Here is a 26970-nt window from a genome sequence, read left to right as displayed (position 1 = left end):
TATCGTGTGAAGGAAGTGGATTTTTATGACGGAATTTACAATTAACTCTGTTTCTGCACGATTGCATCAAAAACTTCGAGAATATATTGAGGCTCAATATCCAATTAGCCATCCCTCTTTATTATTAGAGCGTAGAGAGTTACTAGACTCGCAAGGAATCATTTCAAAAGAACCATATATTGAAGCCACTCCTGTTTATGAGCCAGGACAATCTTATGAATTAATGAATTTACCGAAACATTGTAAAGAAGCGATGACTTATTTTTCGGGGTTGTCTCCGAGCGTAGGTATTTATAAAAGGCCATATGTTCATCAACAGGAAGCATTAGAATCGTTTTTGCAAGACGAACATGATTTAGTTGTAGCTACTGGAACAGGTTCTGGTAAAACGGAATCATTTTTACATCCTATTCTAAATGCGTTAATTGATGAAGGTTTTAATAGAAGAGAACAATTTCAAACGCACGCTGTCCGAGCATTAATATTATATCCCATGAATGCATTAGTTAGTGACCAAATTGCAAGATTGCGTCAACTTTTCGGTGATGAGCGAGTTTCAAAATATTTTAAAGAGCGTTTTGGTCGTCATCCATTATTTGGTATGTATACATCAAGAACCCCTTATCCAGGAGAGCGCACGGAGGAAAAAGATAAATATCAGCTAAAAGAAATTATAAAGTACTATTTAGATATTGAATTAAACCGGCCACAATTGGCAATGGAAATGAAAAAAAGGGGAAAATGGATAGCGAAAAATCTAGATGCATTTAGTTCTGGTAAAAGAGGGGATTGGAAATCTCGATATTTAACTTCTCCTGATGATCGAGAGTTGTTTACTAGACATGAAATGCAAATCACTCCACCGGATATTTTAGTAACAAACTACTCAATGTTGGAGTATATGTTAATGCGTCCTATTGAACGTCCGATATGGGAGAAAACAAAACAGTGGCTTGCAGAAGATGAAAAGAACAAGTTTATCTTAGTACTTGATGAAGCACACATGTATCGTGGAACAAGCGGTGCTGAAGTAGCCTTACTAATAAGAAGATTACAAGCAAGATTAGGAATCACACGTGATAGATTGCATTGCATTTTAACAAGTGCAAGTTTAGGTAAAGAAGATGATGATATATCTGCGATTGAATTTGCAGAACAACTGACTGGAAAGCCGAAAAAACGCTCATTTAAATTAATAAGGGGAACAAGGGAAAAGCGAAAGCCTGGCAGAATTGGAACAGCCGATGAAGCTTATGCGCTTGCTTTATTAAATAGCGAGCAGTTTACAAATCGAATCCATGAATATGATAAGTTGCGCAATAATCTCCAATCTATAGCGAATCGACTTGGGTGGAGGGATGTTCCAGAAGTTATAGATGATTTACCGTCATATTTATATAAAAGCTTAGATGGATTTGGTCCACTCGAACTAGTTATTCAACAAATAAGTGGAAGTGCAAAAAAATTTACCGAAATTGCTAAATTAGTATTCCCAAGTGTAGATGAAGAAATCGCTCAAAAAGCCACTAGTCATTTATTAATGCTTGCAAACGCAGCAAAAGTAAATGGAAGGGTACTATTACCTGTACGTATTCATTTGTTTTTTAAAGGTGTGTCTGGAATTTACGTATGTACAAATCCTAAATGTAATGTAAAAAGAACTGTAGGAAAAGATTCTATATTAGGAAAAATGTACGATTCGCCTAAATTAAAATGTACTTGTCGTGAAGAGGCAAGAATATATGAGTTATTAACTCATAGAAAATGTGGTACAGCTTTTATTAGAGGATATATATCAGAGAAAAATGATAATTATCTATGGGCAGAAAAAGGAAGAGGTATAGTTGGCGAGGAACTGACAGAAGTTCATTTATTAGTGGAACAACCACATACCAAAATAATGGAAGGAGACAATGTTCCACAACCAGTATGGCTTGATATAAAAACTGGATTTCTAACTAAAGAACTACCAATGCATTCCGAAGGTTATCTCAAATTGTATTTACCAAACAAACAAAACAAGAAAGGAAAAATAAAAAAGAAAAATCAAGCTATTACATTCGACCAATGTCCTTGTTGTATGAGAAAAGTACAAGGAACGATTACCGATTTAAAAACAAAAGGGGAACAACCGTTTGCTAACCTAGTTCGCGAACAATTTTTATTACAACCACCAGTGAGATTTGATAAAAAATTACCTAATGATGGTCGGAAGGTACTGTTGTTCTCCGATGGTCGTCAAAAAGCGGCACGCCTTGCTAGAGATATTCCTTATGAGGTTGAACTTGATTCGTTTCGGCAAGCTATTTTATTGGCTGCTCAAAGATTAATCGATCAAGATATAGAGCCAAAACTTAGTGGTGCGTTATATTGTTCTTTATTAGAAATTATGGATGAACATAAATTATACTTCTTTGACGATAAGGATAGAAAATCATTAATGAATCATGTGCAAGTATTTAAAGATAATTTCGATGATGATTATGAAGAGTTAATCGAAGATGGTGATATTGAGTTATTACCTCGTTTTAAAGCCGAGCTTCTTCGTCAGCTTTGTCATCCGTTATATTCTATTTATACAACTGCTACTGGATATTTAGAGCCTGTTAAAAAAGAAATGATGAAAATTGAGAAAAAATTGAAAGATATCCTATCAAAAGAAGATATTTATGTGTTAACAGCTCTGTTTATTCAAGAAATGTTAGATCGAGTAGCAATAGATTCTACAATTAATTTTTATGAGCGTGTAAAGATAAGAGGATTTGGTGGAGACGATTGGGGAGTAAATAAAGGATTTATACCAAAAAAATTAGATAATATTCTTAATCTTTATGTTCAAAGTCAAGAAGAGAAGGATTTAGTCGTGGATGCACTGTTTAGGCTATGTGCTGAATCAGAAATGAAATATTATTTATCTCCTAAAAAGCTTAAATTAATTCCTGGTATTTATGCAAATTGGTACAAATGCAAATCATGTAAAGAAATTAATATGGTTGTATCGAAAAACAAATGTGTGAATTGCTTGTCTGAAAACGTTGAAGTATTAGATGTTAACAGCAAAATTTTAGATTCAGAAAAAGGTTTTTGGCGTTCACCGATAAAACAAATAATCACCAACAATACAAAAATATCTAATTTAACAGTTGAAGAGCATACTGCGCAATTATCTCAAAAAGACCCAAAAGTAGCTATCGCGACAACAGAAGAGTATGAATTACGTTTTCAAGACATTATATTAGACGATTTAGAAGGACCGGTAGATGTTTTAAGTTGCACAACTACAATGGAAGTCGGTGTTGACATTGGGTCATTAACGGCTGTTGGATTGAGAAACGTACCACCTCAAAGAGAAAACTATCAACAGCGTGCGGGACGAGCTGGCCGACGAGGTTCTGCTTTGTCAACGGTAGTGACTTATGCACAAGGGGGACCGCATGATCACTATTATTTTCAGCAACCAGAAAAAATGATAAGCGGTTCAACCCGTAAGCCAATTGTTTATATTGATAATAAGAAAATTGCGAAACGTCATCTAAATGCATTTCTTATTCAAACTTATTTCCATGAAAAAGTATCTGTAACAGGTACAACATCAAGTATTCTTAGTAGTTCATTAGGCGACACAAAATCTTTTTTTGAAGGCGATACACCTTTTAATTACGTGCGGTTTAAAAAATGGTTGGATGATAATATAGTACACGATTTTTGTGATTACCCAATCATATTCGATCTTATTCCTGACGAAGTTGTGTCAGATAACAAGGCTAAAGATAAAAGTATTCTACAGTTGAAAATAGATATTGTAAAAGAAGCGTGTAATGAACTAGTTAGTGAATTAGAAAAGCAGTATGAAAAAGTCAAACATACATTGAAAGTACTTAATGATGAGATGGTAGAAGTAAATCCAAATGATAAATTCCTTGATTTCTTATTTAATCACGGCTTACTTCCGACGTATGCGTTTCCACAAGATTTATGTAGTTTTTACATTGAAGGAAAAGATGAAAGAACTGGAAAAATAATTGTTAAGCACAGACCACAGTTGGAAATAAACAGGGCATTAAGTGAATATGCACCAGGAAGACAAATTGTTGTTGATAAGAAAACATATCGAATTGGAGGAATTTACGTTCCGAATCCACAGGATCCGTTAAAACCCGCCCGAGATTTGATGATTGATAGCCTACCAATTGTAACATATTGTGAATCATGCTTATTTGTTTCTTTAGATTCAATAGAAATGACGAAGTGTGCGGTGTGTGGTGGAGAACTGAAGAAAAGTCCATTGTTACGACCAACAGGTTTTTCGCCTGAAAAGGGGATGGAAGTAAAAGAAGGGGATCGAGACCAAGAATTTACTTATGCAATACCGCCACAACTACCAATCCCTATATCAGAAGAGAAATTAAATTTAAAACCTTATCCACATTCGACACGGCTTCAGTATGCAAATGAAATGAATAAGCAGCTTATAGTAATGAATAAAGGAACAGATAATCAGGAAGGTTTTGAAATCTGTATAGATTGCGGAGCAATCTGGCCAACTGGAGAGAAGGAGAATAAAGCATTACATGATGTACCATATAGGTTAAAAACGCATATCGGTCAAAAAGAAGCTCGCTGTCGAGGAAGCATCAGGAAGGTGTTCCTTGGAAATATATTTAACTCAGATTTATTGTTGTTACGGATGAGTTTTGATGAAAAAATTGACTTCCATCCGGGAAACCGATGGGTTCATGATGGTTTAAAGACGATTGGAGAGGCATTAGTGTTAGCCGCAAGTCGTGTATTAGATATTGATTATAATGAATTGTTAGCAGGGTATCGTATCTTGCCATTGGAACAAAAAGATTCGCAAGGTTTGTATCAAGCCGATGTTTATTTATTTGATACATTATCAGGAGGGGCAGGATACTCACATATTGCAGGGGAAATGCTGCCAGATATTATCGAAACCGCTAGAGGAATTTTGGAATCTTGCGAGAATCATTGTGAGACTTCGTGTTATAAGTGTTTAAGACATTATTCTAATCAATTCTATCATAGTCAGCTAAATCGCTTTGTTGCTCTTGAGTTACTTGATTATGTTGTCAAAGGAGAGCTGAAAAAATTGACATTACAAGAGCAGCAGAAAGTATTAGCCCCTGTTAAACGTATGATGGAAATACACAACGAGAGCTTTGAAGAAGTTGAAATAAATGGTCAATATTTTATCAAAATGAAATCAAAAGGGAATTATTTAATTGGAGCAAAGAATAACATAGAAAAAATTATAGATCATAGTGACAGTAAATCTACCATTATGTATGTCTCTGCTTATGAAATCCTACATGATTTGCCGAATGTATATTTAAGTTATGAGAGAAAACAACAAATATTAGTCTAGGATGATAGTCTGTCGCTGTCCGAAACTTGTCGAAAGATTGATAGGATAAAAAATAAAGGGGAGCCCTCATTGTAAAGGTAAACGGGTTCTCCTTACTTTTTATACTATTGACATAGTACGTTGTAACTGTTTTTCGAATTTAGCAAATGCGCTCTATACATTTAGATTGTTGAAAATGTAGGCAAATGTTTTTTGTTTTATTAACACATTTAGGTGCGATGCTGGTTTATAGCAATTAATATTTGGCTCTTACATTCTTTTGGTGAAAAGTCGAGTTAATTGAGAATGAGAATCTAAAAAATTCTATTTGCACACTGATTTTCTCAATTACTCCCTCCCTATCACCAAGATTGCGTAAGAACCTATTTTTATTTGTAATTGGCTGATTGAAAAACAGTGAGCATTCTTCTAAATAGCATGATGAATAATTCTCAAAAAAGTGTTTGAAATGCCGAAAAGGGAATACCAGATTAAGAAAATCTAGTTAAGATATAACAGTACCAACTGATAAGAGTTATTGAAAGGGGAATACTTCATGCGATTTGACATCCGATTAGACGGCTACATTGTAAACTGTGACAAAGGTTACGATGAATTTATAGATGATTATTGAAAAATTTAATGGAAAAAGGTATTCGCTTTGAAGGCGGAGATAAACTTGGCAAAAAACGATTAATTTTTGTGAAAAACCATCGTCATGCAGAAAGAATTGTGGAATGGTTTTATCATTTATTCCCTGAATACAAGGGCGACTTTGCGCGGGTCATTGATTACAGCGTCAACTATAATCAAGCGTTAATCGATGATTTTTCTGATTGCCATAAATTACCGCAAATTGTCGTATCGGTGGATATGCTCGATACGGGTGTGGATATTCCAGAAGTCGTCAACCTAGTGTTCTTCTCTGTGTAATGTAATAGTTAGATGGCCTTAAACCTCTTAAGTAATAACCTATATCATCATTACATGTAGTTAACTATAATGGTTAGATAATAAAAAAACTCCTTCTATTCAAGGAGTCATTTAAAAAGATGTTTAAATAGAAAGCCTTTTCGATTCTTTTGCTCTAATAAAGCCAACACTTTTTGGTTCTCTTTTAAAATTGGATGGTCCATATATGCGACCGACATAGGTCTTCAGCTTGGATTAGTCGCTGGTTTTTTACGCGGTAATGCCATCATGATTCTCCTCTCAATCAAGAAATATATGAAAAGGCAAAAAAGAACTTACTTTTGCCCTTCTATTCTATGCTCGTTTTGCTAATATTTTTTTAATTTCTTCAAAGGATTGGTCAATCGAAATCGTCATTATTCTTCTATTTGGATTCATAGAGCTTTTCATGCTTTTATTGGATTTTTCGCGATTGTTTAAATCGAAACCGGAGTTGTTTGTTTCTATATCCTTATTATTTATACTATATAAAACAAATATGGGTAGGTAATAAGTGAACAGATGGGAAGGTTTCCCCATCTGTTTTGTTTATTCTATCAAAACCTATATCTTTCGTTATGAAAAAATAAAACAATATCTAATATATCATAAAAAGAAAATTCTGAAATAACCAAATGGACATTTCAGAACAGGAAAAATGGTATATTATGGAGAGGAGGAGGATGATCGTTTTGGAGTTTGTTGCGCATATTCGGCAATCAGATTTAGAGAAACAATTGCTTTCTGAGCATTTAAAAAATGTACAACAAATTGCGGAAAGGATTGGAAAAAAGATTGGGATTCCTCATATCACCGGATTGGCAGGGATGTTTCATGATATGGGGAAATATAGTGATGAATTCTTAGAGTACTTGGAGGAAGCCGTAAATAATCCAGAAAATCCACCAAAAAGGGGAAGCATTGACCATTCAACTGCAGGCGGAAAATATTTAATGGAAAATTTTCACACGAAATATAATTTTTTAATTGAATGTGTAGCAAATGTGATATTTTCCCATCATGGACAACTAAAAGACATGGTAAATGCAGATGGAGAATCTCCTTTCTTAAAAAGGAAAAATAAAGAAGATTTAGAGTATGAAAAAGTAAAACAGAGATTCTTTCAGGAAATGTATTCAGAAGACTACATAAAACAATATGTAAATGAAGCAGCAAAAGAGATTTCCATAATGGCAGATAAAATATTGAAAAAAACTGGAAATAATCAAATGCTGTTCAAAAAAATTATAAGAAAATACATTACTTATCTTACATTATTTACATTTAGCGCACTTTTGGATGCGGACCGCACAGATTCCAGGCAATTTGATGAAAACACGGTTGAAGAACCATTTGAAAGTGAAAAAATTTTTAATCGGTTTGCAGAAAAATTAGAAGAGCATTTAAAAACGTTAGAAAAAAAATCAATACAAAATGAAATCACTTTGCTACGTCAACAAATGTCCAACATGTGTTACGAAAAATCGAAATTACCGACGGGGATTTATACGCTTTCGATTCCTACAGGTGGTGGAAAAACTCTCGCAAGTCTTCGTTTTGCATTAAATCACGCTTTGAAACATTCAAAAGAACGAATTATTTATGTTGTACCTTTCACAACCATCATTGAACAAAATGCCGAAGAAGTTCGCAATATTCTGGATGCTAAAGACTATTTATTAGAACATCATAGTAATGTTATTGAAAATGAGATAGATGATGAACATCTTAATTTTGAAAACTATCAAAACTACAAAAAAATCAAACTAGCAAAAGATAACTGGGATGCTCCAATCATTTTTACAACAATGGTGCAATTTTTAAATACTTTCTATAGTAGGAAATCAAGAAATATCCGAAGGCTTCACAATCTAACCAATAGTATCATCATATTTGATGAAGTGCAATCAGTGCCTGTCAATTGCGTAACACTATTCAATGAAGCTTTAAATTTTCTGAAGGATATTGGAAATTCAACGGTATTACTTTGTACAGCCACTCAACCTGCGTTACAGTATGTGGAAAAAAATATTACCGTAGATGGAGAGTTGATTGATGATTTATCAAGGATTGTGAAAGCTTTTAAACGTACGAACTTGATAAATATGATTAAAGACGGTGGCTGGACGACAGAAGAACTTGCACAATTTGTTAACGAACAATTAAATGAATGCAATAGTGTACTTGTAATTCTTAATACAAAATCCGTTGTAAAAAAACTGTATGATGAATTTTCAAATAGTGAAATAAAAACAGTTCATTTAAGTACTTCTATGTGTCCAAAACACCGCAAACAGAAGATTTATGAGATGAGAAAATGTTTGAAGAATAAGGAAAAAATTGTATGCATTAGTACGCAATTGATTGAAGCTGGTGTCGATGTTAGTTTTGAATGTGTCATTCGATCTTTGGCCGGTTTAGATTCCATTGCACAAGCAGCAGGCCGATGCAATCGGCATGGGGAAGTGGCGAGTAGAGATGTTTATATTATCAATCATAGGGAAGAAGTATTAAATAATTTGCCAACAATCAAGAAAGGCGGATACGAATCTAAAAAGATTTTAAGAGATATTGAAATGGATCCAACGCTTTTTGACGGAGAATTATTGTCTGAAAATGCAATGACGCTTTATTTTAGAAATTTTTATCAAGAATTTAAACCTTATTTGGATTATCCAACGCCGGTAGGAAAAAATATTTATGAAATGTTATTGGGAAACAATTCGGAGTTTCTTGATGAATTTAAAGAAGAACAAGATATCTGGATGCACGCAAGTTTTGAAACAGCTTCTAAATATTTTGAAGTGATTGATTCCAAAACCCATTCAGTTTTGGTTCCATATGATAAAGGTAAAGCATTAATTTCTGAATTATACAGCGCTGGCGGAATTGAAAATGTTACTACATTTTTAAAAGAAGTACAGCAGTATATTGTTAATGTGTTCGACCATGATTTAAATCGGTTAATAAAAAATGGTGTAGTTGAAAAAATAGAATTTAAGAATTACTCATTATTTGTTGCAAAAGAATCTGCATATGATGATCAATACGGTTTAAGTGTGGAAGGAGAGGCAGGTTTATCGCTAATTACAATTTAATAAGATATATTATATTTCAATGTCTAATAAATAGTAGAATAAATTCAAAAAAGATGAGGAGTGAATAAATGAAAAAAATTAATAATCAATTAGAGTTTATAGTATACGGTAAATATGCCTTATTTACAGATCCGTTAATGAAATTAGGAGGAGAAAAATTAACCTATCAAGTACCTACCTATCAAGCATTAAAAGGCATAGTGGAATCAATTTATTGGAAACCAAGTATCATTTGGTATATAGACTCTGTACGTATTATGAAAAGGATTCAAATGGAGTCAAAAGGAGTTAGACCCATTTTATATTACTCTGATAAAAGAAAGAGTAATGAACTTGCATATTACACCTATTTAAAAGATGTGGAATACCAAGTAAAAGCACATTTTGAATTCAACTATAATCGAAAAGATTTAGAAACTGATTTTAATTATCAAAAACATTATAGTATTGCCTTAAGAAGTTTGAAAGCTGGGGGAAGAAGGGATATTTATTTAGGAACAAGAGAATGTCAGGCTTATGTTGAGCCATTTAAATTTGGTGAAGGAAAAGGTGACTATGATGATATTGAGAAAATTGATTTTGGGATAATGGTTCATGGGTTTAATTATCCTGATGAAACTGGAAAAAAAGAGATGGAAGTGCGTCTTTGGAAGCCAATCATGAAGAAAGGAATCATTGATTTTATACATCCTAATAAATGTAAACTTGTTCGTTCATTGCGTGAATTTCAAATGAAGAAATTTATACTAAATGAGAATATACAACCAGTAAATAATTTATTTAATGAACTTGTTGGAGGTGAATAAATGAATTATCTATACGCATTATACGAAACATATAATCTTAACAAAGATTTAGTTGGTGAAAAGGAAATTAAACACCTTCAGGATAAAAATGTTGAATTTACACTATTGCCAATTTCTCATACTACTGAAGTTGCACATATAGAAGTAGTTGTTACAAAAGATGGAGAATTTTATGATGCTCAAGTATTAAACGAAAAAAAAGATATAGTAATACCTTGTAGCGAAGAATCGGCAAGTAGAACGAATAATTATGTCCCACATGCATTACACGATGAACTTAAATATGTTGCGGGAGATTACGTTAAATTTACAGGACAAGAAGATAAATTATTTTGCTATCAAGAATATATTAAACAATTATATGAATGGTGTTCATCACAATATAATCATCCAGATGTAGTTGCTATCTATAATTATTTAAAAAAAGGTAGATTAATAGAAGATTTAGTAAAAACAAAATGTTTGTATATTGATAAAAACAATAGGTTGTTAAGTAAATGGAACAATAAACTTGGAGAAGAAAAACCTTTAATATTTTCTATTGTTAAAGATGGACAGGAAAAAGTTTTTATAAGATTTGATGTACATCATCCTGGTGAGCATCATGTATCTGTATGGGAAAATAAAGAGATATTTGATTTATATGTTCAATATTACAATACAAAATTAAAAGATAAAGATATATGTTATGTAACTGGTGAGAAGTTACCTACCATACATCTTCATCCTAAAAAAATAAGACATTCAAAAGATCAAGCTAAATTAATTTCATCTAATGATAAGAGAGGGTTTACTTTCAGAGGACGCTTTAAGGAAGTTAAAGAAGTATCTGTTATTAGTTATGAAGTTTCTCAAAAAGCTCACAATGCATTGAAGTGGTTAATTAATCGTCAAGGAAAAATAGTTGATGGTAAGGTCTTTTTGATTTGGGGATGGAAAAACATAAATATTCCTCAAGTTACTGAAGATTTATTAGATGAATCTTTCTCAATATTCAAAATACCATTTCATGAGAATAAAAGTGAGTTAATAAATACTAGAAAAGGGCTAGCTCGATTATACAACCAATTACTAGATGGCATAAATAAAAAGACTTTAATAAATGAAGATGATTATATACACATAATGATACTTGATACTGCTACAACAGGACATACAAGACTAGCAGTTTTATATTATAGAAACTTGCATATTAATGATTATTTTTTAAGGCTTAGAAGATGGCATGAAGGATGCAATTGGAAACATAAAAAAAAGGTTGGAGATAATTGGATTGAATATTATGGTTCACCATCTTTCTACACCATTGCAAAATATGCCTATGGGCCAAGGCCTAGTGAAAAATTAATAAAAACTGTTATGGAACGTCTTCTTCCTTGCGTCATCGATGGACGAGCCATTCCAATGGATATAGTTCAAAATGCCATTCAGCGCGCGTCAAATCCTGTAGCGTTTAACGAGGAGTGGGAATGGGAACAAGCATTAAGCGTTGCTTGTTCATTAGTGAAAAAACACTATGAAAAGGAGGAATATTCGGTGGCTTTAGACAGAACAAACACAGATCGGGATTATTTGTTTGGCCGTTTGCTTGCTGTAGCAGATGTGCTTGAAAGAAATGCATTAAGTGAAGCGGATCAAAAACGTGCAACCAATGCTGTTCGTTATATGAATGCATTTGTAAGAGCACCGTTGAGAACTTGGCATACGATTCACCAAAATTTACATCCTTATTTAATGAGGTTAGGTGCGAAAGCAAGAAGGTATACGGACTTGTTCCAAGAAATCAATGACTTGTTTAATCCGAATGACTATAATGATAAACCTTTGTCAGGCAAGTATCTATTAGGTTATTACAGTCAACGTCAAGATTTATATACAAAAAAAGAAGGAGTAGATGAGGAATGACAGTTTTAGATCACAAAATTGATTTTTCGGTAATTTTTTCTGTTGAAAACGCAAATCCTAATGGTGATCCACTAAATGGAAACAGACCACGGCAAAATTTTGATGGCTATGGCGAGGTATCCGATGTATGTATTAAACGAAAAATTCGCAATCGACTTCAAGATATGGGAGAAAGTATTTTTGTACAATCTAGTGATCGTGTAGCAGATGGATGTACTAGTTTAAGAGAACGTGCGGATCATAATGAAAAATTAAAAGAATTAAGCAAAGGAAAAAAAGCGGATCCGGTATTATATGAAAAAGCTGCATGTGAATCATGGTTTGATGTGAGAGCATTTGGACAAGTGTTTGCTTTTAAAGCAGAAAAGAAAGGTGAGGGGGTATCTGTTGGCATACGAGGGCCTGTTTCTATTCATCCAGCAATTAGCATAGATCCTATTAATATTACAAGTATACAAATTACAAAAAGCGTTAACTCAGAACCCGGAGAGAAAAAAGGTTCGGATACAATGGGAATGAAGCACAGGGTTGATTTTGGAGTATATCGATTTAACGGAAGTATAAATGTTCAATTAGCTGAAAAGACAGGATTTACAAAGGAAGATGCGGAAAAATTAAAAGAAGCACTTATTACATTATTCGAGAATGATGCTTCTTCAGCTCGCCCTGAAGGTTCAATGGAAGTCCATAAGGTTTATTGGTGGGAGCATAATTCAAAACTCGGCCAATATTCATCGGCTAAAGTTCATCGTTCATTGGAGATTAAACCGAAATTAGAAAATCCAAAATCTTTTGAAGATTACGAGATTATATTGAATGAACTTGAAGGATTGAAAGTGGATGTATATGACGGAAAATAATGAATCGGATTATTTAATGTTATCAGGTATACAACATTTTCAGTTTTGTCAAAGACAGTGGGCATTGATCCATATAGAACAGCAATGGGAAGAGAATTTAAAAACAATCGAAGGACAGTATATTCATAAAAAAGTTGATCAACCCTTTCTCCGAGAAAAGAGAGGAAACAAATTAATTGTGCGGGCGTTGCCTATACGCTCGCACGAATTAAAAGCAAGCGGTATATGTGATGTTGTAGAATTTATAAAACATCCAAACGGAATTTCATTACAAGGGGAAGAAGGAACATATATTCCAATTCCTATAGAATATAAAAGAGGAAAACCGAAAAAGGGCCAAGAAGATGTAGTTCAGCTTGTTGCCCAAGCCATGTGTTTAGAAGAAATGTTGGTTTGTGAGATTGAAAAAGCTTACATTTACTATCATGAAATCAAATATCGAGTATTAGTAGAAATCACAGAAGCACTTCGAAGTGAAGTTAGAAAAATCTTTAAATTGATGCATCAATATTATCAACAAAGATATACTCCAAAAGTAAAAACAGGTAAATTTTGCAATAGCTGCTCCTTAAAAAATATATGTTTACCAGAAGCTTTAAATAAAGAACCAGTTCGTAAGTATATGGAGAGATATTTGGAATGAAGAAATTATTAAATACACTATATGTCACTACTCCCGATGCTTATCTTTCACTTGATGGAGAAAATGTAGTTGTTTCAAAAGGAGATGCAGAAATAGGGAGAATTCCACTTCATAATTTAGAAAATATTTGTACGATTGGTTGGGCTGGTGCTAGTCCTGCATTAATGTATGCTTGTGCAGAAAGAAATATTTCTTTATGTTTCTTGTCCTCATCTTTTCGATTTCGTGCAAGAGTAATCGGACAAAGTAAAGGTAATGTTGTATTAAGAAAAACTCAGTATCGATTATCAGATAACGAAAAAGAAAGTGCAAAAATTGCAAGAAATTTTATTTTTGCTAAAATTTGTAATCAAAAATGGATTTTAGAGCGCGCAACTCGAAATTATCCAATGCGAATGGATGTACCTGCTTTAAAAGAGTCTTCAAAGTATTTAACAGAAATTATGAAGAGAATCTTGGATACAGAAGATTTGGAATTATTGAGGGGATTAGAAGGAAAAGCGGCTAACCGATATTTTCAACATTTTAATGACTTAATACTTCAACAAAAGGACGACTTTCGATTTCTTAGTAGATCTCGTAGACCTCCAACTGATAATGTCAATGCGCTTCTTTCATTTTCGTATACTCTATTAGCAAATGAAGTTACTTCAGCATTAGAATCTGTAGGGTTCGATGCTTATGTAGGATTTTTGCATCGAGATCGGCCCGGTCGTGCTTCTTTGGTGTTGGATATGATGGAAGAGTTTAGATCTGTAATTGCAGATCGTTTTGTTCTAAACTTAATTAATAAAAAAATCATTTCTTCAAAACATTTTTTGAAAAAGGAAAGCGGAGCAGTATTGTTAACGGATGAGGGAAGAAAAATATTTTTAAAGTCTTGGCAGGAAAGAAAACAAGAACAAATAACTCATCCTCGTTTAAATGAAAAAATTCCTTATGGATTAGTACCTTATGCTCAAGCGTTGCTTTTGGCACGATTTATAAGAGGCGATGCTGAAGAATACGCACCATTCTTATGGAAGTGAGGTAAGCATTTTGTTAGTGTTAGTTACGTATGACGTAAGTACAGATACAAAATCTGGTCAAAGACGACTTAGAAAAGTTGCAAAAAAATGTGAAGCATATGGAATCCGTGTTCAAAACTCAGTATTTGAGTGTATTGTAGACAATGTACAATTTTTTCAATTAAAAAAAGAATTGTCAGAAATTATCGATAAGGAAACTGATAGCTTACGTTTCTATCAGTTAGGTAATAAGTATAAAACAAAAGTAGAGCATATGGGTGCTAAAACTACTTTAAACGTAGAAGATCCACTGATTTTGTAAAACAATTTAAATATTGGTAGTCACTAGTGTTGCATTAATTTAATTTTAATATTAAAAAGACTCACAATCTTCACTTATTTTATTTTGTGAAAAGAAAAAATCCTTTATAATGGATAAGTCAGGTGGTAACCCGTCCAAAACCACTAAAAAGGACCCAACTCATGGACAAGATTACACGAAAAACTTCATTTGGACAATGGTTTTCGCCAATAAATCTTCAATTATTTGAAGAACAGGTGAAAACGATGAAATTAGATTACTATACGAAAAAATTAACGACAGAGTCATTTCTAAAATTACTGCTTTTTGCGCAATTGGAAGAAATCGAAAGTCTCCATGTGCTAAGCGATTGCCTTTTTGATGACCAACTTCAAAAAGGGATCGACCTTAATTCTATTAGTATTTCACAGTTGTCACGGCGATTAAATGGCATAAACCCAGATCTATTTCAAAAGCTTTTTCTTGATTTAGTCGCAAAAATTCATGCCAAAACACAATACACAAAACGGGTCATGCCTTTAAAAATCATTGATTCAAGCACATTGCCACTTAATTTGACCAATCATAAATGGGCGAAGTTTCGCAAAACAAAGGCTGGTGTAAAGCTGCATTTGCGCCTTGTGTTTATGGAAAAGGGGATATCCTATCCTGAAAAAGCTTTGATGACAACGGCAAGAGAACATGACCGTGGACAGCTTGACATCATGGTGGATGACAAGGAATGCATGTATGTGTTTGACCGTGGCTATCTAGACTATGAGCGCTTTGATCGGATGACGGATGACGGCTACTTCTTTCTTTCCAGACTACGGAAAAACGCTGTTATACGGGAAGTTTATGATTTTAAACTACCCGAAGATACGAGTGTTTTGTCGGATCAAATGGTATTGATTGGCACCACTCAAAACCGTGCTGAAAATGACTTTCGCCTTCTAACAGTGATGGATTCAAAAGGAAATGAACGCCATTTAATCACAAATCGTTTTGATTTAAGCGCCGAAGAAATTTCCGAGATGTACCAATCACGATGGGCTATTGAACTGTTTTTTAAATGGATCAAACAACATCTCAGCATCAAAAAATTCTATGGTCAAAGTGAATGGGCGATTCAACATCAAGTATTTATCGCACTTATTGTTTTTTGCCTACATGTTCTGGCACAAATCGAAACAAATAGTACGCGAAAAACCTTACAAATTAGCCGTTATTTAAGGGGTGCATTGTGGAAACCAGCACATATCTGGCTTCGAAAAATTGAAGGAAAAGCCATCCCTTAATAAGTAAATTGTCGTCGTCGCACAGGTCTAATTGTCAATAAATTTCCAAATGGATGGAGTCACCTTTAATTGGGTATTTACCTTTTTGGCTCTAAACAGGAAAAATAATAAAACTGAAAATTACGACAATATTTATGCAACACTAGTGATTGGAAGTGTATGTTGAATTTTTATACTTTATTATAAGTTCAATAAAATAATTTGGTGCTAATATGAAGTGAACATGAAATACCGGGAGGATTAGCACCTAAAAATAAATTTTGTTTTTACTTATATTACCAAATTATAGAACTAAGGGATTAGCGTTAACTTATTTTTTAGTGTTTATTTGCAAAAATTGCTTGTTTATTGCTGTTTTTTGCAGTCGCACCTTACATGAGGTGCGTGGATTGAAATATTATCTAACACTGTTCGATTTTCTTTAATTAAAGTCGCACCTTACATGAGGTGCGTGGATTGAAATAAAAGCTCTTTATAACCATTAACTGTTACCACAGTCGCACCTTACATGAGGTGCGTGGATTGAAATCACGGGGCAGATGCAACACAAGAAGAACTATTTCCGTCGCACCTTACATGAGGTGCGTGGATTGAAATATTGATACAGGAGGATGAATAAACATGGCAGTAATCGTCGCACCTTACATGAGGTGCGTGGATTGAAATGATAACGCTGCTGGCAAAATACAAGCTGCACTCGGGTCGCACCTTACATGAGGTGCGTGGATTGAAATGAAACAGAAGGCGACTTTGTGGAAGAAGTTTTGTGTCGCACCTTACATGAGGTGCGTGGATTGAAATGATATAAGCATAACTTAAATGCAATTTCGAGGTCGTCGCACCTTACATGAGGTGCGTGGATTGAAATGCGGCTATAAAGCGAGTCACAACACATCAAACGAAGTCGCACCTTACATGAGGTGCGTGGATTGAAATCTTCACGACCCGAAAAACAGAAAGTGGTTGTTGAAGTCGCACCTTACATGAGGTGCGTGGATTGAAATCGAAAATCAGATTTTATTTTGGAAATTTACAGCACGTCGCACCTTACATGAGGTGCGTGGATTGAAATAATTCGTAAAGCTGTAAATAATAATCAATGTATAGTCGCACCTTACATGAGGTGCGTGGATTGAAATCGCTTGAATTACCGAATGGTACTCCTATTAAAATGTCGCACCTTACATGAGGTGCGTGGATTGAAATATAGAAGAATTATCAATTTTTACAAAAAAGTAGTTGTCGCACCTTACATGAGGTGCGTGGATTGAAATAGATTTTGCTTTTGTACAAATTTATCGAAACGGAGGTCGCACCTTACATGAGGTGCGTGGATTGAAATAAGCAAAGTATTATAAGAAAACTTGAAGAGCATGTCGCACCTTACATGAGGTGCGTGGATTGAAATCAAATATTAACACCCATATCTCTTAAGTCTTGTACACGTCGCACCTTACATGAGGTGCGTGGATTGAAATAATGGTGCTGTTAAGTTCCCTTTTGTTTGTACGTGTCGCACCTTACATGAGGTGCGTGGATTGAAATTATAAATAAAAATGATTTAACCGACTACCAAATCGGAGTCGCACCTTACATGAGGTGCGTGGATTGAAATACCCAACAGAATACTAATATAACGGTGTAAATCGTCGCACCTTACATGAGGTGCGTGGATTGAAATCAGATCCGATTGCTGTTGATGAATTAAGCAAAGATGTCGCACCTTACATGAGGTGCGTGGATTGAAATACGCCCTCCATGGCTAGGAGAGGAAGATGAACTAGTCGCACCTTACATGAGGTGCGTGGATTGAAATACGCCCTCCATGGCTAGGAGAGGAAGATGAACTAGTCGCACCTTACATGAGGTGCGTGGATTGAAATTTTTGTGGTTAATTCCTAATAATTCCATTTTCATCGTCGCACCTTACATGAGGTGCGTGGATTGAAATCACCGCATCGGTAAAGAAACATCACACCTATATGCGTCGCACCTTACATGAGGTGCGTGGATTGAAATAACGCGATTAAAAGCACTCGAAAAAACAGCGTGTTAGTCGCACCTTACATGAGGTGCGTGGATTGAAATCACAAGGATCATGAAGCAAACGCTTGGAATAGTTGTCGCACCTTACATGAGGTGCGTGGATTGAAATTTTGCCGCGATTGATGTTTCGATTGGATTTTTCAGTCGCACCTTACATGAGGTGCGTGGATTGAAATACCTTCTACCCATTTCCCATTCACCCATTGACCTTGTCGCACCTTACATGAGGTGCGTGGATTGAAATAGAAAAATAGATGGAAGAATGTTTTTTATCGAAGTGTCGCACCTTACATGAGGTGCGTGGATTGAAATATTCGCAAAAGCTTTGGCTACTTTATTATTGAAACTGTCGCACCTTACATGAGGTGCGTGGATTGAAATACAGTATTCAAAATTTTAATAGCTAATTGCTCTAAGTCGCACCTTACATAAGGTGCGTGGATTGAAATATCGAACCATACAGCTTTTAAAAATGACAACGGTGTCGCACCTTACATAAGGTGCGTGGATTGAAATCCTTCTGTCCATCTCAGTAAATTTAGCGAGTTTTGTCGCACCTTACATAAGGTGCGTGGATTGAAATGGTAATACTCTATCTTCTTCTAAATTATACTCATCGTCGCACCTTACATAAGGTGCGTGGATTGAAATGCTTTGTTAATATTATAATAACATAGTCTAGACAGTCGCACCTTACATAAGGTGCGTGGATTGAAATAATGAGTCAGCACTTAAATATCAACTTGAATACTGTCGCACCTTACATAAGGTGCGTGGATTGAAATTCCAAAATGTGTAGACATAAACTCACCCCTTTCTAGTCGCACCTTACATAAGGTGCGTGGATTGAAATCATCATCGGTCCCACGAATAATCGGTTTGTGGTTGTCGCACCTTACATAAGGTGCGTGGATTGAAATAGCTTTTCGTGTGAAATCGATAGTAATTAAACCGTCGCACCTTACATAAGGTGCGTGGATTGAAATAATGAGTCAGCACTTAAATATCAACTTGAATACTGTCGCACCTTACATAAGGTGCGTGGATTGAAATTCCAAAATGTGTAGACATAAACTCACCCCTTTCTAGTCGCACCTTACATAAGGTGCGTGGATTGAAATCATCATCGGTCCCACGAATAATCGGTTTGTGGTTGTCGCACCTTACATAAGGTGCGTGGATTGAAATAGCTTTTCGTGTGAAATCGATAGTAATTAAACCGTCGCACCTTACATAAGGTGCGTGGATTGAAATATACCGGGCACCGTCAATTTTTTCAAATTCAACGTCGCACCTTACATAAGGTGCGTGGATTGAAATAAAGTGTGGACGGTCGATATTGTTTGGCCAATCCCCGTCGCACCTTACATAAGGTGCGTGGATTGAAATGTATACTTGTAAAATTGCATTTGCTGTTTGCACGTGTCGCACCTTACATAAGGTGCGTGGATTGAAATGCAGGAGCGACAAAATTATTTATATCAACAAGGTGTCGCACCTTACATAAGGTGCGTGGATTGAAATACATGGGAAGGTATCGCCTTAAAACTGAATGTCTGTCGCACCTTACATAAGGTGCGTGGATTGAAATTTTAAAGCTCCTTAATATTTATGAACGTCGCACCTTTACATTAGGTCTTTTTTTCATACACTTTAATCACTAACTTTGAAAAAGCTCTCTTTAATAAAATAACGAAACTAATATTGATAAATTTTACTCACCTTATCGTCTATCGATCATTTTCTTCTATAGTCTGGAAAGTGAACAATACAACTGCCTTTAGTTTCTATGATATCCAGGATAAATATAACAATATTGTGAAGAAACGGAATATTCGGGAAGCGATCAATAAGCTTTCGGTTTAAGGAATAAGAACTTTATACAACGCTTGTGATTTTTAAGAAATCTTTTATTGAAGTAAATAAAAACCTTCCACTCAATGAGAAGGGGAATTGGGAGCTTATTTTTTTAGGTTTCTTTGTATTTCGCCCATTTTTTTTCAATTTCATTGTACATGGCTATTTCTTCTTTAATGGAATAGCATCTCTTTCACGTTCGCTCAAGTTACAAGATCTGGATTGGAAATACATTCCATTATTATATCCGCTGAGCTCATCACGGAAAACTTCATCCTCATATATATTTAACAATAGAATCTGTATGTTTTAGTTATAAAAACGAAAATATTGATTTTTCTAAAAATTTGATTTGATGTTAAACTAACCCTATAAGGTTTAGCTGAAATATATGCCTACGAGAAAGGAAAAAGGGAGATCCCAATTCATTCGTGGAAAAATTATTTATATATCATTTTCATTCTTTCGAATGGATTGCTCCCATCAAAAAAATCAGGCTGCATTTAACCAAAGTTGCAGCCTGTTTTTACTATGTTTGTAGACTTTTATAAATTTCAGACAACCGTTCCTCCATCTTTTCCCAACAGATATCTTTCATTGCTTTTCTTGCGTTTTGGCCCATTTGGCTCAGTAATTTTCGATTTTGATATAATCGGTAAAACTGATTATAGTAATCTTCTGCCGTTGGATTTACTTTATCTATCACAATTCCACATTGATATTTTTCGATAAATCTTTTCATGTCAATGGATTGATTCACAACGACAGGAATCCCGTTATTCAAATAACTGAAAAACTTATTCGGCATCGCATATTTCCGATTCGCATTGCTTGTATCGAAATAAATATAGCCCACATGCACCTTGTTTAATTCAGTAGGTAGGTTGTGATAGTCAATCCATTTACAGTTGATGGAAGGATGTTGGGAAATGAGATTCCTTTCCTTCATAGTAGGATGAATTCTTCCGAAAATTTCAAAACTGAAATTTTTCATTGACTTGTTGCAAAGATTCGCAATTTCGATGATTTTTCTAGGATCTCCTTTTTGGTACGTTACGACTCCTTCAAAGGCAATGACAAAAGAGTTTTTATATGTTTTATCCTTCTGCAACTCTTCTTGATAGGAAGGCGTATTATAAATCACTGTAATAGGTACATTTGGGTATCTCTTTTGATAAATTTCTTTAATTGAATCCGATACAGTAATGAGATGATCGACTTCTTTCATCAATAATGTCAAGAATTTGCTATTTGCTTCTAATTCATGTGCATCAAAGATGACCTTGACATTTTTTCCTTTTTTTCTAAGCGTTCTTTTGATTTGTACAGCTTCATACAACGTATGCAATTCGTGGGCATGGTAGATATCAGCATTTGTAGACAAAGCCTTTTCATATAATTTATCAGGAAAATAATTTTGTGTATTCGTTTCTAAAGCTTTAATCATTTTGTTGATATGCGTATAAGTAATTTCCACTATATCATACGTTAAAAACTTAATCCCTTTATATTCGAATGAATCCTTTTTAAAAGCTGGGTCTTTTATCGAACTTCGATTTGGTCCAAAAACAACTCCTCTTGTTTTTCCAGCTACAATGGTTACGTCATAACCTAATTTTTTTAAGCTAATAGCTTCTTTTTCAAAAACATGGACATCTTTAAAAGAATGCTTTCGAATTAACTTGCAAACTTTCATTTAGCATTCCTCCAATATGGATTCGGTTTACTGGTATATGCTATGCAAAATCTCTCAAATGAACCGATACATATTCCTATTTTTTTATAAATTAATAGACAGTAACAATGTTTATCACTAGACATAAAATAGATTACGAACTTTTTATGAAAGGGGGATGTGAGTTGAAGCTGATTACAATCGTTGGTGCACGGCCGCAATTTATTAAAGCTGCCCCTTTTTCGGATGTGTTTCGAAAGCAGCATCATGAAATTATGATTCATACGGGACAACATTATGATCAAAATATGTCTGATATCTTTTTTCAAGAGCTCTCCATTCCAAAACCCGATTATTATTTAGGAGTTGGTTCTGGAAGTCATGGTTTACAGACGGGGAGAATGCTTGAAAAGATTGAACAGATACTGTTGAAAGAGAAGCCTGATGGAGTGCTTGTATATGGAGACACCAATTCGACATTGGCAGGAGCATTAGCTGCCAGCAAATTGCATATCCCGGTCTTTCATGTTGAGGCGGGACTGCGCAGTTATAATAAACGAATGCCAGAAGAACAAAATCGAGTATTGACCGACCATCTATCGGATTTATTGTTATGTCCTACGAAAACAGCTGTGGAAAATTTGAAAAAGGAAGGGATAACAGACGGGGTTCTTTTAACAGGCGATATTATGGTCGATGCTGTTAATCGATTTATGAATATATCAAATAAACGCTATTCAAACAGTAAATGGTTAGAAACATTGAAAGCTGAAAATCCACATATTCCGCTTTTGAAAGAAAAAGAATATTATCTTGCTACGATTCACCGCGCAGAAAACACAGATGATTTAATGAAATTACAAACGATTTTCACTGCTTTAGAAAGGTTGGATAAACCAGTACTCATACCGCTGCATCCAAGAACGCAAAAATTGGTGGAAAAATTAAATATTTCGTTTCGAAACGTAACAATTATTCAACCAGTAGGATATTTGTTAATGCTTTATTTAACAAAAAATGCTTATATGGTGGTGACGGATTCGGGCGGTCTTCAAAAGGAAGCCTATCTTTTAAAAACGCCTTGCACGACGCTAAGGGATCAAACAGAGTGGATTGAAACGTTAGAAAATGGTTGGAATTGTTTATGTCCAATCAATGTTCATTCGATAATGGAAAAGGCGTCCAGAAAATTAGACTGCTTGAATCATGCACAACCTCAAGTATTTGGAGATGGCAATGCAGCGCAGCGCATTTGTCAGGCGATTGTAAATAACTTTGCATAATTAGCGTACTGATTAAAGGTACGCTTTTTCATTAAATTGAAAGAGGCGATTGTAGACATAAAAAAAGACGCTTTTTATAAAAAGGCTGTTTTTTAATATTGCGTGTTCCTAAACTTTTTCAGTATTTAAACGTAAACAGCATATAAAAAACGTCCTTTAGCCCTTACTAGAAAAAGAAGTTACGAATTTTCATGACGTTAGAGAATAGTCTTGCATCCCGTGCCATTCTGCCGTAGTAAGGATGTTTATAAGGTGCTAAACATTGTTGAAACAAATCATCACAATAGCGGCATGGTCCGTACATTGCGTAACAAATATCGTGTTGTAAACAACAAAAGTCGACGGGATTTGTTGGTGCACCCGGTCCAGAACAACCCGGTCCGCAGTAACGATAACCAGGATAGCAGAAACCGAATGGCGATCTACGACGTTGGAACATTTGATATCCCCCATTTCCAATATAACTAGTATATATTTATACTATGGCAAAAATGAAGATTGAGTAGGGCATACATATAGATCTTCCATAACTTTATAAGATTAAGAGGGTAAAAAGTGTCTATCAAATTTAAATGAAAACTTATAAACTCAATTGCAGATAAATAGGAGAAGAGCTGCTCTTTGTAATGGATATGCTAAGGAGCAGCTCTATTTTTTATTTATAAATAATTAATATCGATCGCAATAAAAAACTATAAATTTTAAACTTGCCGGCACTTTTTAGAGAGTTTTGGATATATATAAGTCAGAAGGGTGGTGAATTACATGAGTGTAACAACAGTGATTCGTGATTTGTCTCAACTATTGCCCGTAGCACAAACTGCTTGCAAGTTGCTGTTTCAAGAATGCTATAAAGCGGGGATTCGAGATATTTTTATTACAGAAACTTACCGAACGCAGGAACGACAAAATTATTTATATCAGCAAGGTCGCAGTCGTCCAGGCTCAATAATCACATGGACCTTAAACAGCAGACACACAAGCCGCTTAGCGTGGGATATCGCAGTAGCACCACCTAAAGATCTTTACGATGTGACTACGTTGAATAAAGTTGGCGCCATTGCTCGAAAACTGGGCATTACTTGGGGGGGAGATTGGGTCGGCAGTGTCGATCGTCCTCATTTTGAAGTAACTCCATCTTGGACGATGCCAAAGGGTTATAAATTAGAAGGTACGGTGATTGTGCCAACAACGAGCAAGTTAAAAGTGCAGCTCATTATCGATGAAAAAGATATTGAAAAGGGGGAAGTAGGCGTGTGGGATCCAAAATCACCGACGATGTATTCAGCAGCTGAACAAATGCTGGAACAAGCAGTTAAAGAAGGACTCATTCAACCGTATCACTTAGATGACCTTCGAAATAAAAAAATGACAACTGACCGATTACTCGGTTTATATATTACGATTCAGCAAAGAAGGAATAAAAAGTAGAGCGATGAAGCTTTGATAAATACACTTTATATGAAAAAATGGTGGGTGAACGGGTGAAACACCTGTGTTCATCTATTTTTTTACAGTGAATGGCTACTTAGAAAAGGAAGAATTATGTTCTTCCACTAATCTAGAGGACAACCTTTAATTAAAATCAATTGGTTGTCCTTTCCTGTTTTCCTTGTGTTATTCTCTCAAAAGGTAGGTTTCAATAATTAAAAAATATAAAAGCAACTTTCTGTCAAACTATGCAAAACCTTGATATAATAAGTTTTGTGAAAAAATATGAAAGGGTGCGAAACGATGAACGCTTACGAAGAATACATGCAAGCCATCGTGAAGCCAATGCGTCAAGAATTGGTGGACGTTGGATTTAAAGAATTAACAACAGCAGATGAAGTCAATGAATTTATGGCAACAGCGAAAGGGGTATCGCTTGTTGTGATTAACTCCGTATGTGGTTGTGCGGCTGGAAGTGCACGTCCAGCAGTAAGAGAAGCAATTAAAGAAATTAAACCAGATCACTTAGTGACGGTATTTGCTGGACAAGACCGCGAAGCAACAGCGGCAATGCGTGCATACTTTGAAGATATTCCGCCAAGTTCCCCATCCATTGCTATTTTACGTGATGGACAATTGGAATACTTTATTCCAAGAGAACAAATTGAAGGTTTTTCAGTGGAACAAATCCGTGACCATATTACGGGCGTGTTAAAACAAGCATGCGGAAAGTAATTGTGACGACGGCAGGTAGGCCAGATGAAGAGTCTTTTCAGTTGGCAAAACAAATTAGCGAAGAACTTCATGTTCATTATGTTCCGCGAAAGAAACGTTCTGTTGCGAAAATCGGCAATCTTTATCAAGCCAATGTGATTGTTGCCGGGAAAAATCGGTTCGAGTATTATGCGAAAGGCTCTTCAACGCCTTTCTTTTTTCATCCTGATACGGCTGCTTTTCGTTTGAAGCGGTTAGAGAGAGGGGAAACGGAGCCGTTCATTGAGTCTTGTGGGCTGCAACCTGGCGATTCATTTCTTGACTGTACCTTAGGAATTGGTTCAGATGCGATTATTGCTTCTTTTGCTGTTGGCGAAAGTGGAAAAGTGGTAGGTGTGGAAGTAGATCCTATCATTTCTTATCTTGTCCGGAGAGGATTAAAAGAATATGAAACGACAGACCCAGTGCTAAAACAAGCGATGGAGCGGATTCAGGTTATTCATGCTGAGGCAGTTGAATTTTTAAAGAAGCAGCCAGATAGTTCCTTTGATGTTGTATATCTTGATCCGATGTTTGAGGAAACTATTGAAGAATCAAATAACTTTGAATCGCTAAGAGAAGTCGGCAGCCATCATCCATTAACGGAAGAATGGGTAAAGGAAGCGTATCGTGTGGCGAAAAAGCGGGTGGTGTTAAAAGCTCATTTTCGTTCAACTCATTTTGAAGACTTGGGTTTTGAGCGAAAAGTGCGCTTGACATCGAAATTCCACTACGGGGTATTAGAAAAAAATTAATTGCTGATTACAGCAAGCATATAAAGTATAAAAAGAGCGAATATGGCAAGTTCGCTCTTTTTTATTTTGTAATGATGATTTGGTAGGGTTAATATTTCTACTGGCTGATATTAGTGCGTATAGATTTTAATTTGTGTGGATGAAAATTTGTGCATATGAAGTAGAAACTTGTGCAGATGATGTATTCATTCGTGCGAATGTAGTAGTAACTTGAATGGATGAAGTACTTACTTGTGCGTATTGTATCACATCTTTAAATAGTAACTATTAATGTTCGCTTCTTTGTAGAGGCTTGATAGTATGTTTTTACAAACCATTACTTGCAGCAGTTACACCAATACTCCAAATAATTAATATAAATGAAAATGTTAGGAGAACCTGTTCTATTAACAGCCTTTTTTGTCCTCTAATAAGTTTTTTTAAAAAATCAAAAAGACTTAAGCAAAACACCAGTCCATATAGTGGCATTAAAAAAATACAACTAAAATAAAAAAAGTTAATGCTTCCATTTTCCAACCTCCGCAACACTATTATAATTTTATCAGTAAATAAATTCCAATTATTAAACGATTTGTAAATGTTTATAGTAAAAATATAATTTCTTTCATTTTCACTTTTTAGCTCTTATATTTTCTGATAGAAGAAGATGTACAGTTCCCTTGTACGTATGGGATTTCAATTTGTGCAGATGATGTGTCTGCTAGGTTCCATATTTGCTTGCATCTATCTAACAAGAATTTTCCACATTCCATAGAAAAAGACGCTCGGCCATTATTCTGTTCGAGCGTCTTTTTGTAATTGTTCTATTTTTTGCTTAAACCATTCTTCTACAGTTAAACCACTGGATTGAATTTCCTTTTGTAGTTGTTCAAAGTACAGTTCTGCAACTTTTATTGTAAATATTTTATTTGCCATTTCCTGAACTCCCTTTATTAT

16 protein-coding genes, 1 pseudogene and 1 CRISPR repeat array are annotated in these 26970 nt (G+C 34.9%); of the genes and pseudogenes, 14 read left to right on the top strand and 3 right to left on the bottom strand.

The annotated features are described in order from the left end of the window. The first annotated feature begins 25 nt into the window (after nt 1-25). The 10 genes and pseudogenes from NST00_RS11615 (at nt 26) to NST00_RS11570 (ending at nt 16234) form a co-directional block, all read left to right on the top strand. Nucleotides 26-5386, top strand: coding sequence for a DEAD/DEAH box helicase (locus NST00_RS11615; protein ID WP_340709987.1), 5361 nt, complete (start codon nt 26-28; stop codon nt 5384-5386). A gap of 606 nt (nt 5387-5992) precedes the next feature. After that, nucleotides 5993-6289, top strand: a pseudogene (locus NST00_RS11610) (hypothetical protein); the annotation flags it as partial. A 719-nt stretch (nt 6290-7008) separates the two neighbouring features. After that, nucleotides 7009-9414 carry a CRISPR-associated helicase Cas3' gene (cas3, locus tag NST00_RS11605; protein ID WP_340709986.1) on the top strand — a complete coding sequence of 802 codons (2406 nt, stop codon included), beginning with the start codon at nt 7009-7011 and terminating at the stop codon, nt 9412-9414. Between the two features lie 77 nt (nt 9415-9491). Further along, nucleotides 9492-10220 (top strand): type I-C CRISPR-associated protein Cas5c, encoded by a 729-nt coding sequence (cas5c, locus tag NST00_RS11600; protein ID WP_340710184.1) that lies wholly within the window; start codon nt 9492-9494, stop codon nt 10218-10220. Beyond that, the gene (cas8c, locus tag NST00_RS11595) at nt 10221-12125 is read left to right on the top strand and encodes a type I-C CRISPR-associated protein Cas8c/Csd1 (RefSeq protein ID WP_340709985.1); all 1905 of its coding nucleotides are present in this window, start codon (nt 10221-10223) and stop codon (nt 12123-12125) included. Continuing rightward, a complete protein-coding gene (cas7c, locus tag NST00_RS11590; RefSeq protein WP_340709984.1) occupies nt 12122-12985 on the top strand; it encodes a type I-C CRISPR-associated protein Cas7/Csd2 in 864 nt (287 codons plus the stop codon). Before cas8c ends, cas7c begins: the two co-directional genes overlap by 4 nt. Further along, on the top strand, nt 12972-13628 hold the full coding sequence (gene cas4, locus NST00_RS11585; protein WP_340709983.1) for a CRISPR-associated protein Cas4: 657 nt from the start codon (nt 12972-12974) through the stop codon (nt 13626-13628). The genes cas7c and cas4 overlap by 14 nt, the downstream gene beginning before the upstream one ends. Continuing rightward, nucleotides 13625-14656 carry a type I-C CRISPR-associated endonuclease Cas1c gene (gene cas1c / locus NST00_RS11580; RefSeq protein ID WP_340709982.1) on the top strand — a complete coding sequence of 344 codons (1032 nt, stop codon included), beginning with the start codon at nt 13625-13627 and terminating at the stop codon, nt 14654-14656. Before cas4 ends, cas1c begins: the two co-directional genes overlap by 4 nt. 10 nt (nt 14657-14666) lie before the next feature. Continuing rightward, entirely contained in the window at nt 14667-14957 is a 291-nt protein-coding gene (gene cas2, locus NST00_RS11575) for a CRISPR-associated endonuclease Cas2 (protein ID WP_340710183.1), read from the top strand. Nucleotides 14958-15118: 161 nt separating this feature from the next. Further along, a complete protein-coding gene (locus tag NST00_RS11570; RefSeq protein ID WP_340710181.1) occupies nt 15119-16234 on the top strand; it encodes an IS4 family transposase in 1116 nt (371 codons plus the stop codon). 363 nt (nt 16235-16597) lie between these two features. Then, nucleotides 16598-19871: direct repeats of the CRISPR family, unit length 33 nt; unit sequence GTCGCACCTTACATGAGGTGCGTGGATTGAAAT. A 795-nt stretch (nt 19872-20666) separates the two neighbouring features. On the opposite strand, the gene NST00_RS11565 is transcribed toward NST00_RS11570, so the two are convergent. Then, nucleotides 20667-21833, bottom strand: coding sequence for a glycosyltransferase (locus NST00_RS11565; RefSeq protein ID WP_340709981.1), 1167 nt, complete (start codon nt 21831-21833; stop codon nt 20667-20669). 164 nt (nt 21834-21997) lie between these two features. Here NST00_RS11565 and wecB point away from each other — a divergent pair, with 164 nt between their 5' ends. Beyond that, nucleotides 21998-23095: a non-hydrolyzing UDP-N-acetylglucosamine 2-epimerase gene (gene wecB / locus NST00_RS11560; protein ID WP_016839125.1), complete on the top strand. Its 1098-nt coding sequence runs from the start codon at nt 21998-22000 to the stop codon at nt 23093-23095. Nucleotides 23096-23261: 166 nt separating this feature from the next. Here wecB and NST00_RS11555 read toward each other — a convergent pair whose 3' ends face one another. Further along, nucleotides 23262-23534: a Parvovirus coat protein VP1-like protein gene (locus NST00_RS11555; protein ID WP_083839549.1), complete on the bottom strand. Its 273-nt coding sequence runs from the start codon at nt 23532-23534 to the stop codon at nt 23262-23264. 326 nt (nt 23535-23860) lie between these two features. Between NST00_RS11555 and NST00_RS11550 the strand changes: the two genes are divergently transcribed. From NST00_RS11550 to NST00_RS11540, 3 genes are all read left to right on the top strand, one after another. Beyond that, nucleotides 23861-24526 carry a M15 family metallopeptidase gene (locus NST00_RS11550; RefSeq protein ID WP_340709980.1) on the top strand — a complete coding sequence of 222 codons (666 nt, stop codon included), beginning with the start codon at nt 23861-23863 and terminating at the stop codon, nt 24524-24526. A gap of 303 nt (nt 24527-24829) precedes the next feature. Beyond that, entirely contained in the window at nt 24830-25261 is a 432-nt protein-coding gene (locus tag NST00_RS11545; RefSeq protein WP_016839121.1) for a BrxA/BrxB family bacilliredoxin, read from the top strand. Continuing rightward, nucleotides 25249-26034, top strand: a complete 786-nt coding sequence (locus tag NST00_RS11540; protein ID WP_340709979.1) for a class I SAM-dependent methyltransferase — start codon at nt 25249-25251, stop codon at nt 26032-26034. Before NST00_RS11545 ends, NST00_RS11540 begins: the two co-directional genes overlap by 13 nt. Before the next feature lie 771 nt (nt 26035-26805). Here the strand turns inward: NST00_RS11540 and NST00_RS11535 are convergent. Then, on the bottom strand, nt 26806-26949 hold the full coding sequence (locus NST00_RS11535) for a hypothetical protein (protein WP_340709978.1): 144 nt from the start codon (nt 26947-26949) through the stop codon (nt 26806-26808). Between the last annotated feature and the right edge of the window lie 21 nt (nt 26950-26970).

Origin of the sequence: Ureibacillus sp. FSL K6-0165, assembly GCF_038004285.1 — a bacterium.
Classification (GTDB): Bacteria; Bacillota; Bacilli; order Bacillales_A; family Planococcaceae; genus Ureibacillus; species Ureibacillus thermosphaericus.
Note: the sequence above shows the minus strand (reverse complement) of the source record. Positions and strands in the feature narration are given on the sequence as shown.

What these genes read in the sequence shown, in the direction of transcription:
- NST00_RS11615 (WP_340709987.1), top strand. Translation starts at nt 26, where the DNA reads ATGACGGAATTTACAATTAACTCTGTTTCTGCACGATTGCATCAAAAA.
- cas7c (WP_340709984.1), top strand. Translation starts at nt 12,122, where the DNA reads ATGACAGTTTTAGATCACAAAATTGATTTTTCGGTAATTTTTTCTGTT.
- cas8c (WP_340709985.1), top strand. Translation starts at nt 10,221, where the DNA reads ATGAATTATCTATACGCATTATACGAAACATATAATCTTAACAAAGAT.
- NST00_RS11545 (WP_016839121.1), top strand. Translation starts at nt 24,830, where the DNA reads ATGAACGCTTACGAAGAATACATGCAAGCCATCGTGAAGCCAATGCGT.
- NST00_RS11555 (WP_083839549.1), bottom strand. Translation starts at nt 23,534, where the DNA reads ATGTTCCAACGTCGTAGATCGCCATTCGGTTTCTGCTATCCTGGTTAT.
- cas4 (WP_340709983.1), top strand. Translation starts at nt 12,972, where the DNA reads ATGACGGAAAATAATGAATCGGATTATTTAATGTTATCAGGTATACAA.
- NST00_RS11535 (WP_340709978.1), bottom strand. Translation starts at nt 26,949, where the DNA reads ATGGCAAATAAAATATTTACAATAAAAGTTGCAGAACTGTACTTTGAA.
- NST00_RS11550 (WP_340709980.1), top strand. Translation starts at nt 23,861, where the DNA reads ATGAGTGTAACAACAGTGATTCGTGATTTGTCTCAACTATTGCCCGTA.
- NST00_RS11565 (WP_340709981.1), bottom strand. Translation starts at nt 21,833, where the DNA reads ATGAAAGTTTGCAAGTTAATTCGAAAGCATTCTTTTAAAGATGTCCAT.
- NST00_RS11540 (WP_340709979.1), top strand. Translation starts at nt 25,249, where the DNA reads ATGCGGAAAGTAATTGTGACGACGGCAGGTAGGCCAGATGAAGAGTCT.
- cas1c (WP_340709982.1), top strand. Translation starts at nt 13,625, where the DNA reads ATGAAGAAATTATTAAATACACTATATGTCACTACTCCCGATGCTTAT.
- NST00_RS11570 (WP_340710181.1), top strand. Translation starts at nt 15,119, where the DNA reads ATGGACAAGATTACACGAAAAACTTCATTTGGACAATGGTTTTCGCCA.